This window comes from Pseudoduganella namucuonensis (assembly GCF_900116645.1).
GTDB lineage: Bacteria > Pseudomonadota > Gammaproteobacteria > Burkholderiales > Burkholderiaceae_D > Rugamonas > Rugamonas namucuonensis.
Map to the genome: position 1 here is coordinate 73,169 of NZ_FPBO01000011.1, position 12,116 is coordinate 85,284.

The following is a 12,116-nucleotide window of genomic DNA, read 5'->3' on the forward strand; positions in this document are numbered from 1 at the left end:
CACAGAGGAGGAGTGGCGGCCCAGGCCGCCGATGTATAACACTCCACGAAAGGATGCATGGCGATGCATAGAATCCCCAGGATCGCTTCCCATATCGTCAAGACCGCCCAGGCCGCGGCGGTCAAATCGCCCTCCGCCCCCGGGGTGGCGGCCGCGGCGGGCGCTGCTCCCAGGCCCGACGCCATTCCCACCGCGCCGATGCGCCGCGACTTCGGGACCCGGTTCTCGTTCGATACATTCCGCTTGTCCGGCAAGGAGGAGCGCAAGAAGACTTCCTTCGTCAACCCGGAGCACGCGGAAGCCATACTGAAGCGGGCCCCCCCCTCCGCCCTCGAGCCGCGCGATCCGTCCAAGCCGCCCACCAGGGAGGGCCTGCTCGCGGTGATCGCCTACACCAGCAACGGCATGCTGGCCGCGCAGATCAACGATGCGCTCGCCGGCAAGAAAATCCCGACATTGAGCGCGGACGGAAACGCCGATCTCAAGGAATTCGCCGACCTGGTGGCGGAGACCGTGTCGCGGCTCAAGCCGCTGCCCGTCGACACGGTACGGCGCAACACCGCGATCGACGCCGAGGGACTGGCGCGGTATGGCGAGGGAAGCACCATCTCCATCTCGAAACTGGTCAGCGTCACCTTGAACGACGGCCAGGTCTACACCGGCGGCAATGTCGACTTCGTCTACCATCCCAGGAAGGAGAGCGGCGTGGTCAGCATAGCGGCGCTGTCGGAATACAAGAACGAGAACGAGGGCTTGCTGGTGCCGGACCAGGACCGCCTATGGGTGGTCGACAAGGTCGAAGCCGCGCGGGAAGGGGCGGGGCAGGGACTGGATCCCGAAAACTACCCGCCCAGGACCATCCATCTCAGGGAAGTCTAGTTTTCCGGTGAAATAGTTTGTGCGCCGCACAAACAACCGTGCTATACTTCGTTTCATTGGTGAAGCAGTTAGCGTTAGTTAAGCGCTTCACCTTGTCCCAAGGGGAGTGCGACGCAGTAAGTGTAAGGTTGCGCGCAGATCGTACCGAGGGGGCAGTTGTAGTTCAGGATACGTTGGTCGGTTTACACATTTGGATGCACTACGCAGATAGCATAGGCGTCCAAACGCGGCGGCACGGTACAGATAGCACCGGCTGCGCGACGATTGAAGCATTGTCTCTACATTGAAACGAAGCCCGCAACATGCGGGCTTTTTTTTCGGCCTTCACAGTTCTTCCCACCCATCCCACCATCCACAGGAGTCTCAATGGCAAAAGAAGAATTGATTGAAATGAACGGCGCGGTCACCGAAGTGCTGCCGGACCTGCGCTTCCGGGTCGACCTGGACAATGGCCACAAGCTGATCGCCTACACTTGCGGCAAGATGAAAAAAAACAACATCCGCATCCTGGCCGGCGACAAGGTCACACTGGAACTGTCGCCTTACGACCTCAGCAAAGGCCGCATTATCTTCCGCCACATCGAAAAACGCGGCCCGGCGCCCGCCGGCGGCTACCAGCGCCGCCGTTAATGACGATGGATTGAAGCTTCATATCGATTTGGATATCGATATCGATTTTTAATTCATTGGAAAGACATCGCAACTCTCTTTAGTATCTCCCCATCGCAGCCCGCGCTGTGAACGCGACCAGGCGCGGGTACTACTACAGGAGATTTGCATGTCGGAGACTAAGAAAAAAGTTGAACTGCGCTCGGCCCAGTGGTTCGGGACGCAGGACAAGAACGGCTTCATGTATCGCAGCTGGATGAAAAACCAGGGCATACCCGACCACGAGTTCCAGGGCAAGCCCATCATCGGCATCTGCAACACCTGGTCCGAACTCACCCCCTGCAACGCCCACTTCCGCAAGCTGGCCGAACACGTCAAGAAGGGCATCCTGGAGGCCGGCGGCTTCCCGGTCGAATTCCCGGTGTTCTCGAACGGCGAATCGAACCTGCGCCCGACCGCCATGCTGACCCGCAACCTGGCGTCGATGGACGTCGAGGAATCGATCCGCGGCAATCCGATGGACGCCGTCGTGCTGCTGGTCGGCTGCGACAAGACCACCCCGGCCCTGCTGATGGGCGCGGCCAGCGTCGACATCCCCACCATCGTCGTCTCCGGCGGCCCCATGCTGAACGGCAAGCTCGACGGCAAGAGCATCGGTTCCGGCACCGCCGTCTGGCAGCTGCACGAGCAGGTCAAGGCCGGCGAGATCTCCATGCACAAATTCCTGGCCGCCGAGGCGGGCCACTCGCGCTCGGCCGGCACCTGCAACACCATGGGCACCGCCTCGACGATGGCCTGCATGGCCGAATCGCTGGGCACCACCCTGCCGCACAACGCCGCCATCCCCGCCGTCGACGCGCGCCGCTACGTGCTGGCCCACATGTCGGGCATGCGCATCGTCGACATGGTGTGGGAAGACCTGCGCCTGTCCAAGATCCTGACCAAGGAGGCGTTCGAGAACGCGATCCGCGTCAACGCCGCCATCGGCGGTTCCACCAACGCCGTGATCCACCTGAAGGCCATCGCCGGCCGCATGGGCGTGCCGCTGGAGCTGGAGGACTGGACCCGCATCGGCCGCGGCCAACCCACCATCGTCGACCTGCTGCCGTCCGGCCGCTTCCTGATGGAGGAGTTCTACTACGCCGGCGGCCTGCCGGGCGTGATCCGCCGCATGGGCGAGGGCGGCATGCTGCCGCACAAGGACGCGCTGACCGCCAACGGCCGCACGCTGTGGGAAAACAACATCGACGCGCCGATCTACGACGACGAGGTGATCCGCACGCTGGACAACCCGCTGATCCAGGATGGCGGCATCTGCATCCTGCGCGGCAACCTGGCGCCGCGCGGCGCCGTGCTGAAACCGTCGGCCGCCACCCCTGCGCTGATGCAGCACCGCGGCAAGGCCGTGGTGTTCGAGAACTTCGAGCACTACAAGGAACGCATCGTCGATCCGGACCTGGACGTGGACGCCAACTCGGTGCTGGTGATGAAGAACTGCGGCCCGAAAGGCTACCCCGGCATGGCCGAGGTGGGCAACATGGGCCTGCCGCCCAAGCTGCTGGCGGCCGGCGTGAAGGACATGGTCCGCATCTCGGACGCCCGCATGAGCGGCACCGCCTACGGCACCGTGGTGCTGCACGTGGCGCCCGAGGCGATGGCCGGCGGCCCGCTGGGCGTGGTCAAGGACGGCGACTACGTCGAACTCGATTGCGCCGGCGGCAAGCTGAACCTGGACATCTCCGACGAGGAAATGACCCAGCGCCTGGCGGCCCGCGCCGAACAGAAGGTGGAGGGCGCCAAGTCCGGCTACCAGCAGCTGTACATCGACCACGTGCTGCAAGCCGACGAGGGCTGCGACTTCGACTTCCTGGTCGGCTCGCGCGGTTCGGCTGTTCCAAAACACTCCCACTAACCCATCGTCCGGCCGTTCCCCGCAGTCGCGGGAACGGCGGGCCATCGGAGACATTCTATGCTGCTCGTACAATTCAAAACCACCGCTGGAGAGCGCCGCGTCGGCCTGCTGGAAGAGGCGACCATCCGCGAACTCGAAGGCTACGCCACCACCTACGCGCTGGCGCAAGCGGCCATCGGCCAGAAGAAGTCCCTGGCCGAGCTGGCGCAAGCCGCCGCCGGCGCGGCGACCCACGCCTACGCCGACGTGTACGCGTCCGGCCGCCTGCTGGCGCCCCTGGACCACGCCGACGACGCCCACGCCTACGTCACCGGCACCGGCCTGACCCACCTGGGCAGCGCCGACACCCGCGACGCCATGCACAAGAAAATCGGCGGCGACGTCGAGACCCTGAGCGACTCCATGAAAATGTTCCGCATGGGCGTCGAGGGCGGCAAGCCCGCCGAAGGCCAGCGCGGCGTGCAGCCCGAATGGTTCTACAAGGGCGACGGCTCCATCGTGGCCGCCAGCGGCCAGCCCCTGTCCATGCCCGATTTCGCGCTGGACGGCGGCGAGGAGCCTGAAATCGCCGGCCTGTACGTGATCGGCGAGGACGGCCAGCCATACCGCGTCGGCTACGCCATCGGCAACGAATTCTCGGACCACGTGACCGAGCGCCAGAACTACCTGTACCTGGCCCACTCCAAGCTGCGCGTCTGCGGCCTGGGCCCGGCGCTGCTGGTGGGCGAACTGCCCGCGCACGTCACCGGCACCTCGCGCATCCTGGACCAGGAGGGCAAGGTACGCTGGGAGAAGGCCTTCGTCAGCGGCGAGCAGAACATGTCGCACACCATCGCCAACCTGGAATACCACCACTTCAAGTACACGCTGTTCACCCGTCCGGGCGACGTGCACATCCACTTCTTCGGCACCGCCACCCTGAGCGTGGCCGACAACATCAGCGTGCAGCCGGGCGAGACCTTCGAGGTCGAATCGCCGGTGTTCGGACCGAAACTGAGCAACCGCCTGCAAGTCGTCGCAACCAAATACACGAAAGTAAACACCTTATGATCATTACCGGAGAAGCACTGATCGGCGGCCTGGCCGTCAAAGGCAAGGGCGGTTCCTTCAACGCCTTCGACCCGTCCAAGCGCGAGGAACTGCAGCCGGCCTTCCACATGGTGGACGTGTCGCAGATCAACGAGGCCTGCACCCTGGCCGGCGCCGCCTTCGACGCCTTCCGCGCCACCAGCGACGCGCAGCGCGCCGACTTCCTGGAAGCCATCGGCGCCCAGATCATGGCCCTGGGCGACACGCTGATCGAGCGCGCCATGGCCGAAAGCGGCCTGCCGCGCGTGCGCCTGGAAGGCGAGCGCGGTCGCACCGTCAACCAGCTCAAGCTGTTCGCCGACCTGCTGCGCGAAGGCTCGTGGCGCGACAACCGCATCGACAGCGCGCTGCCCGAGCGCACCCCGCCGCGTCCGGACCTGCGCATGCGCCTGATCCCGGTCGGCCCGGTCGCCGTGTTCGCGGCCTCGAACTTCCCGCTGGCCTTCTCCGTGGCCGGCGGCGACACCGCCTCCGCGCTGGCCGCCGGCTGCCCGGTGGTGCTGAAGGCCCACTCGGCGCACCCCGGCACCTCCGAGCTGGTGGCGCGCGCCATCGTCAAGGCGGTGGAACTGTGCCGCCTGCCGGTGGGCGTGTTCGCGCTGCTGACTGGCACCGGCAACGGCATCGGCCAGACGCTGGTGGCGCATCCATCGATCCAGGCGGTCGGCTTCACCGGCTCGCGTTCCGGCGGCACCGCGCTGATGGCGGTGGCGGCGGCGCGTCCGCAGCCGATTCCCGTGTACGCCGAGATGAGCAGCATCAACCCGGTCTACCTGCTGCCGCAGGCGCTGGCCGCCCGCGGCGACGAGATCGCCAAGGGCTTCGCCGCCTCGCTGACCATGGGCGTGGGCCAGTTCTGCACCAATCCCGGCCTGGTGCTGGGCCTGGCCGGCGACGCCTTCGACCGCTTCGCCAAGGTCGCCGCCGAGGCGCTGGCCCCGGTGCAGGGCGCCACCATGCTCACCCCCGGCATCTCCGGCAGCTACCAGCGCGGCGTCGCGGCGCTGGCCGGCCAGGAATGCGTGCGCACGCTGGCCAAGGGCGAGCAGGAGGAAGGCAAGGGCGCGCCGGCGCTGTTCCAGACCACCGCCGCCTCCTTCCTCGCCGAACGCGCGCTGCACGAGGAAGTGTTCGGCCCGGCCTCGCTGCTGGTGGCCTGCGCCGACGTGGCCGAGATGGCCGCCATCACCGAGCGCCTGGAAGGCCAATTGACCGCCACGCTGCAGCTGGACGAGGGCGACTTCGACGCCGCGCAAAAACTGCTGCCGGTGCTGGAGCGCAAAGTGGGCCGCATCCTGGCCAACGGCTTCCCGACCGGCGTGGAAGTGTCGACCGCGATGGTGCACGGCGGCCCGTTCCCGGCGACGGCCGACGGCCGCAGCACCTCGGTGGGCACCGGCGCGATCACGCGCTTCCTGCGCCCCGTGTGCTACCAGAACCTGGCGCAGGCGCTGCTGCCGGAGTCGCTGCGCGACGGCAATCCGCTGGACATCTGGCGCCGCCGCGACGGCGCGCTGGGCAAGGCCTAAGGCATAGCACCTGAAGCCCCGGGCGGACCGCGACATCGCGGTCCGTTCCACACAATAAAAATACTGGAAGAGACACCATGACAGAACTGGCCAAATTCGGCAGCCTGCGCGGGAAACGCGTATTCATCACCGGCGGCGGCACCGGCATCGGCGAAACGCTGGTGCAGGCGTTCTGCGAGCAGGGCGCGCTGGTCGCCTTCGTCGACATCGCCCACGACGCCAGCGAGGCGCTGTGCGAGCGCGTGGGCGCCGCCGGGCACACCGCGCCGCTGTACCGCCACTGCGACATCACCGACATCGCCGCGCTGCAAGGCACCATCGCCGAACTGGCGGGCAAGCTGGGCGACTTCGACATCCTCGTCAACAACGCCGCCAACGACCACCGCCACCAGACCGAAGAGGTGACGGTCGAATACTACGATTCGCGCATCGCCATCAACCAGCGGCCCATGTTCTTCGCCGTGCAATCCGTCCTGGAAGGCATGAAGCGCAAGGGAAGCGGCTCCATCATCAACATCAGCTCCATCTCCTTCCACACCAAGAGCGGCGGCTATCCGGTCTACGCCACCACCAAGTCGGCCGTCATCGGCCTCACGCGCGGGCTCGCGCGCGACCTGGGCCAGCACGGCATCCGCGTCAACACCGTGACGCCGGGCTGGGTCATGACGCAGCGCCAGATCGACCTGTGGGTCGACGACGCCGCCGAGGCGGAGATCAAGAAGGCCCAATGCCTGCCGGGCAAGCTGCGCCCCGAGCACATCGCCTCCATGGTCATGTTCCTCGCCGCCGACGACAGCGCCATGTGCACCGCGCAGGAATTCATCGTCGACGCCGGCTGGGTCTAAGGAAAAAAACGTTGCCCCCATCACATCGGTGTCAGGCGCGACATTCGGACAAATCGTGCGCTATGCGCCCAGAATGTCCGAATGTCGCGCCTGACACCGATGTAGGCGGGGAAAGTTTTGCTGCTTTTTTGAGATGAGGTTTGTATGACTTTGCATCGCACGCTGTATCCGGTGCTGGCGCTGGCGACCGCCGCGCTGGGCGCCGCCACGCCTTATTCCTACGCCGCGCCGCTGTCCAGCCCGGACCAGCGCCTGGCCGTCACCTTCGCCATCGACGCCGGCGGACTGCCCGTGTATTCCGTCGCCCTCGACAGCAAGCCCGTGCTGCTGAAGTCCTCGCTCGGCTTGAAGCTGGATGGCGCGGACTTCACCCGCGGCCTGTCGCTGGCGTCGTCCTCGCAGCCGGCCGCCATCAGCGACCGCTATGAGTTGAACACCGGCAAGCGCCGCGTCAACATCTACAAGGCCAACGAACAGGTCTACACGCTGCGCAACGCGCGCAAGCAGAAAATGGACGTGGTGTTCCGCGTGTCCAACGACGGCGTGGCCTTCCGCTACGTGGTCGCCGAGCCTTCGCTGCCGCTCAAGAAGTTCGTCAGCGAGGAGACCAGCTTCGCGTTCGCGAAGTCGGCCCTGGCCTGGCTGCAGCCCATGTCCAACGAGCTTACGGGCTGGATGAACACCAATCCGTCCTACGAGGAGCATTACAAGATGGGCGTGGCGGTCGGCACGCCGTCGCCGTTGAAGGCGGGCTGGGTGTTCCCCGCGCTGTTCAAGACCGACGCCGCCTGGGTGGCGCTGACCGAGGCGGGCATCGACGGCAGCTTCCACGCCTCGCGCCTGCAGGCGCAGTCGCCGGACGGGGTGTATCGCATCGGCGGCCCGGCCAAGACCGAGGTGTTCACCGGCGGCGGCCTGCTGGCGCAGACGCGCGGTACCTTGACTTCCCCGTGGCGCGTGCTGGCCATCGGCAGCCTGCCCACGGTGACCGATTCCACGCTGGGCACCGACCTGGCCGCGCCGGCCGTCAAGACGCCGGTGTCGCTGGCGCAGCCCGGCCACGCCTCGTGGAGCTGGGCGATCATGAAGGACGACGCCACCGTCTACGACGTGCAAAAGCGCTTCATCGACTACGCGGCCGACATGAAGTGGGACTACACCTTGATCGACGCCGACTGGGACCGCAAGATCGGCTACGACAAGATCAAGGAGCTGACCGCCTACGCCGCCACGAAGAACGTGGGCGTGCTGGTGTGGTACAACTCGTCCGGCGCCTGGAACCAGACCGAGTACTCGCCCAAGGGCAAGCTGCTGACCCGCGAGGCGCGCCGCGCCGAGTTCGCGCGCATGCAGGCCATGGGCGTCAAGGGCGTGAAGGTGGACTTCTTCGGCGGCGACGGCCAGTCGATGATCGCCTATTACATCGACATCCTGAACGACGCGGCCGACCACGGCCTGCTGGTGAACTTCCACGGCGCCACCTTGCCGCGCGGCTGGTCGCGCACCTACCCCAACCTGATGACGGCCGAGGCCATCAGGGGCTTCGAGTTCACCACCTTCGAGCAGCGCGACCAGGACGCGGTGGTCAAGCACGTGTCCATGCTGCCGTTCACCCGCAACCTGTTCGATCCGATGGATTTCACGCCCATGGTGTTCGGCGACATCCCGAAGATCAAGCGCGCCACCCGCAACGGCTTCGAGCTGGCCGAATCGGTGCTGATGGTGTCGGGCATCCAGCACTTCGCCGAGATCCCGGAGGGCATGGCCACCGTGCCGGCCTACGTGAAGAGCTACCTGCAGGACCTGCCGCGCAGCTGGGACGATTCCAAACTCGTCGACGGCTTCCCCGGCAAGTTCGCGGTCATCGCGCGCAAGGCCGGCGACAGCTGGTATGTGGCGGGTGTGAACTCGGAGGAGTCGGACAAGGCGCTGGAACTGGACCTGTCCTTCATCGGCGACCGCCAGGGCGTGCTGATGACGGACGGCGCCGGCGAGCGCGAGTTCGCGCAGTCCGCCATCCAGGCGGGCAAGGGCGTCAAGGTAAGCATCAAGCCGCGTGGTGGTTTCGTCGCGGTATTCAAATAAAAAAGCAATCAGGAGGGTAATAAAATGAGCATCATCCGCAACAGCATTCTCGCAATCACCATGGTCAGCGGCGCGGCATGGGGCCAGGTCTCGGTCACCATCGATCCGGCCAAGCCGGGCCCTGTCATCAACAAGAACGTCTATGGCCAGTTCGCCGAGCATCTGGGCACCGGCATCTACGAGGGCATGTGGGTCGGCCCGGACTCCAAGCAGCCCAACACCAAGGGCTGGCGCAACGACGTGCTGGGCGCGCTGAAGGAACTGAAGGTGCCGCTGGTGCGCTGGCCGGGCGGCTGCTTCGCCGACGAGTACCACTGGCGCGAGGGCATCGGCCCGCGCGGCGAGCGGCCGGTCAAGGTCAACACCATGTGGGGCGGCGTGGCCGAGACCAACGCCGTCGGCACGCACGAATTCTTCGACCTGGCCGAGCTGCTGGGCGCCGACACCTATGTGAACGGCAACCTGGGCACCGGTTCCAACCAGGAGATGGCCGAGTGGATGGAGTATATGACGTCCGACACCAAGTCCACGCTGGCCGAGTTGCGCCGCAAGAACGGCCGCGACAAGCCGTTCAAGGTGGACTTCTTCGCAGTCGGCAACGAGGCCTGGGGCTGCGGCGGCGACATGACGCCGGCGCACTACACCAACCTGTACAAGACGGCGGCCAGCTTCATCAAGGCGCCGCACGGCGCCAGGCCGAAGTTCATCGCCAGCGGCGGCAACGACCATGACTCGAAATGGACCGAGACGCTGTCCAGGGAAGTCAAGAACAATATGGACGGCATCAGCTTCCACTACTACACCATCCCGACCGGGAAGTGGGACGTGAAGGGCGCCGCCACCGGCTTCCCCGAGACCGAGTGGATCTCGACGATGAAGAACACGCTGGCGATCGACGGCATGATCCGCAGCAACGTCAAGATACTGGACAAGAACGATCCGACCAAGAAGGTCGGCTTCATGGTCGACGAATGGGGCACCTGGTACGACGTGGAGAAGGGCACCAACGCCGGCTTCCTGTATCAGCAGAACAGCCTGCGCGACGCGGTGGTGGCGGCTTTGAACTTCAACATCTTCCACGCCCACGCGGAACGCGTGCGCATGACCAACATCGCGCAGATGGTCAACGTGCTGCAGGCCATGATCCTGACCGACAAGGACAAGATGCTGCTGACGCCGACCTACCACGCCTACCGCATGTACGTGCCGTTCCAGGACGCGACCTCGCTGCCGGTGTCCATCAAGGGCAACGTGAACTACAGCCTGGGCAAGGTCTCGGTGCCGCAGGTGAGCGCCTCGGCCGCGCGCGGCAAGGATGGCAAGATGTACCTGGCGCTGGTGAACACCAATCCGAACAAGGACGTGGACGTGACGGTGAACGTGGCCGGCGGCGCGGCGAAAGCGGCGCAGGGCAGCGTGCTGACCGCCCCGGCGATGGACGCGCACAACACCTTCGCCGCGCCTGACAACGTGAAGCCGGCCGCCTTCAGCGCGCAGGCCGCCGGCGGCAAGCTGTCGGTGAAGGTGCCCGCCAAGGGCGTCGTCGTGGTCAACGTCGAGTAAGCGATGAGAACCTCCATCCTGTTCCAGGCGCTGGCGTTGGCCGGTGTGGCCACGCTGGCCGCCTGCGGCGGCGGTGGAGGTGGCGGCAGCCCAGCCGCCATCTCCCCGCCGGCCACGACGGCGCCGGTGACGCCAACGACGCCCACCACGCCAACCACGCCGACGACGCCCACCGACCCGGTGACGCCATCCGTGCCGTCGCAGGCCGCGCTGGCCTTCGCCAACGTGTCGGTGCACGACCCGGCCGTCATTAACGCGGGCGGCACGTTCTACGTGTTCGGCTCGCACCTGGCGGCCGCCAAGTCGCCGGACCTGATGAACTGGTCCGGCATCGCCGACGGCGCCACCGCCTCCAACCCGCTGTTCGCTGACGTGACCAAGGCGCTGGCCGCGACCTTCGCCTGGGCGCAGACGACGACCCTGTGGGCGCCGGACGTGATCCAGCTGGCCGACGGCAAGTTCTATATGTACTACAACGCCTGCAAGGGCGACTCGCCGCGCTCCGCGCTCGGCGTGGCGGTGGCCGACAAGATCGAAGGCCCGTACGTGGACAAGGGCATCATGCTCAAGTCCGGCATGTGGGGCGAGATCAGCGAGGACGGCAAGACCGTCTACGACGCCACCAGGCACCCGAACACGGTCGACCCCAACGTCTTCAAGGACAAGGCGGGCAAGCTGTGGATGGTCTACGGCTCCTACTCGGGCGGCATCTTCATCCTGGAGCTGGACGAGGCCACCGGCAAGCAGAAGGCCGGGCAGGGCTACGGCAAGCACCTGATGGGCGGCAACCACGCGCGCATCGAGGGCGCCTACGTGCTGTACAACCCGGCGTCGGACTACTACTACATGTTCACGTCCTTCGGCGGGCTGGACGCCAACGGCGCCTACAACGTGCGCGTTTCGCGTTCGCGCAACCCGGACGGCCCGTACCTGGACGCCAAGGGCACCGACATGGCCACCGTGAAGGCGAATCCGGCGCTGCCGCTGTTCGACGACGCCAGCATCGCCCCGCACGGCCAGAAGCTGATGGGCAACCACCGCTTCGAGCTGGCGGCGGGCGAAACCGGCACCGCGCTGGGTTACGTGTCGGCCGGCCACAATTCGGCTTATTATGACGCGGCGACGAAACAAAGCTTCATGGTCTTCCACACCCGCTTCCCCGGAACGGGCGAGGCCCACGAGGTGCGCGTGCACGAGCTGTTCATCAACGAGGACGGCTGGCCGGTGCTGTCGCCGTTCCGCTACGCGCCGCTGAGCAAGGCGGTGCCGGCGCAGACGGCGGCGGTGTCCGCGGCGCAGGCGGCGGGCAGCTACAAGCTGGTCAACCACGGCAAGGATATTTCGGCGGCGGTCAAAGTGTCGCAGAATATCAAGCTGAACGCGGACGGCACGGTCACTGGCGCGGTAACGGGCAAGTGGTCGCACAAGGGATCGAACAACATGTCGATCACCTTGGACGCGGGCGGCGCGTACAGCGGCGTGCTGTCGCGGCAGTGGAACACCAACGCCAGCGCCTTCGTGGTCACGTTCTCGGCGCAGTCGGCCGACGGCGTCTCGCTGTGGGGCGCGCGCACAGGCAATTGACGTCGTCACGGGGGCAGACCC

General features: G+C 66.1%; 9 protein-coding genes. All 9 read left to right on the plus strand.

The features are described from left to right. Positions 1-57: 57 nt before the first annotated feature. The 9 genes from BM436_RS13760 (at position 58) to BM436_RS13800 (ending at position 12,095) form a co-directional block, all read left to right on the plus strand. Positions 58-879, plus strand: coding sequence for a hypothetical protein (locus BM436_RS13760; RefSeq protein WP_143133118.1), 822 nt, complete (start codon positions 58-60; stop codon positions 877-879). Positions 880-1,245: 366 nt separating this feature from the next. Then, positions 1,246-1,509 carry a translation initiation factor IF-1 gene (gene infA / locus BM436_RS13765; RefSeq protein WP_093556102.1) on the plus strand — a complete coding sequence of 88 codons (264 nt, stop codon included), beginning with the start codon at positions 1,246-1,248 and terminating at the stop codon, positions 1,507-1,509. A gap of 148 nt (positions 1,510-1,657) precedes the next feature. Next, entirely contained in the window at positions 1,658-3,400 is a 1,743-nt protein-coding gene (locus tag BM436_RS13770) for an IlvD/Edd family dehydratase (protein ID WP_093556103.1), read from the plus strand. Between the two features lie 57 nt (positions 3,401-3,457). Then, positions 3,458-4,450 carry an AraD1 family protein gene (gene araD1, locus BM436_RS13775; protein ID WP_093556104.1) on the plus strand — a complete coding sequence of 331 codons (993 nt, stop codon included), beginning with the start codon at positions 3,458-3,460 and terminating at the stop codon, positions 4,448-4,450. Next, positions 4,447-6,018 carry an aldehyde dehydrogenase (NADP(+)) gene (locus BM436_RS13780; RefSeq protein WP_093556105.1) on the plus strand — a complete coding sequence of 524 codons (1,572 nt, stop codon included), beginning with the start codon at positions 4,447-4,449 and terminating at the stop codon, positions 6,016-6,018. Before araD1 ends, BM436_RS13780 begins: the two co-directional genes overlap by 4 nt. A 77-nt stretch (positions 6,019-6,095) precedes the next feature. Further along, on the plus strand, positions 6,096-6,863 hold the full coding sequence (locus tag BM436_RS13785) for an SDR family NAD(P)-dependent oxidoreductase (RefSeq protein WP_093556106.1): 768 nt from the start codon (positions 6,096-6,098) through the stop codon (positions 6,861-6,863). Between the two features lie 144 nt (positions 6,864-7,007). Then, positions 7,008-8,948, plus strand: a complete 1,941-nt coding sequence (locus BM436_RS13790) for a glycoside hydrolase family 97 protein (protein ID WP_093556107.1) — start codon at positions 7,008-7,010, stop codon at positions 8,946-8,948. Between the two features lie 24 nt (positions 8,949-8,972). After that, on the plus strand, positions 8,973-10,511 hold the full coding sequence (locus tag BM436_RS13795; protein WP_093556108.1) for an alpha-N-arabinofuranosidase: 1,539 nt from the start codon (positions 8,973-8,975) through the stop codon (positions 10,509-10,511). 3 nt (positions 10,512-10,514) lie between these two features. After that, the gene (locus tag BM436_RS13800) at positions 10,515-12,095 is read left to right on the plus strand and encodes a glycoside hydrolase family 43 protein (protein ID WP_093556109.1); all 1,581 of its coding nucleotides are present in this window, start codon (positions 10,515-10,517) and stop codon (positions 12,093-12,095) included. The last annotated feature ends 21 nt before the right edge of the window (positions 12,096-12,116 follow it).

Bases quoted from the DNA above. Each gene is read 5' to 3' on its own strand.
- infA (WP_093556102.1), top strand. From the start codon at position 1,246: ATGGCAAAAGAAGAATTGATTGAAATGAACGGCGCGGTCACCGAAGTG.
- araD1 (WP_093556104.1), top strand. From the start codon at position 3,458: ATGCTGCTCGTACAATTCAAAACCACCGCTGGAGAGCGCCGCGTCGGC.
- BM436_RS13785 (WP_093556106.1), top strand. From the start codon at position 6,096: ATGACAGAACTGGCCAAATTCGGCAGCCTGCGCGGGAAACGCGTATTC.
- BM436_RS13795 (WP_093556108.1), top strand. From the start codon at position 8,973: ATGAGCATCATCCGCAACAGCATTCTCGCAATCACCATGGTCAGCGGC.
- BM436_RS13790 (WP_093556107.1), top strand. From the start codon at position 7,008: ATGACTTTGCATCGCACGCTGTATCCGGTGCTGGCGCTGGCGACCGCC.
- BM436_RS13780 (WP_093556105.1), top strand. From the start codon at position 4,447: ATGATCATTACCGGAGAAGCACTGATCGGCGGCCTGGCCGTCAAAGGC.
- BM436_RS13770 (WP_093556103.1), top strand. From the start codon at position 1,658: ATGTCGGAGACTAAGAAAAAAGTTGAACTGCGCTCGGCCCAGTGGTTC.
- BM436_RS13800 (WP_093556109.1), top strand. From the start codon at position 10,515: ATGAGAACCTCCATCCTGTTCCAGGCGCTGGCGTTGGCCGGTGTGGCC.
- BM436_RS13760 (WP_143133118.1), top strand. From the start codon at position 58: ATGGCGATGCATAGAATCCCCAGGATCGCTTCCCATATCGTCAAGACC.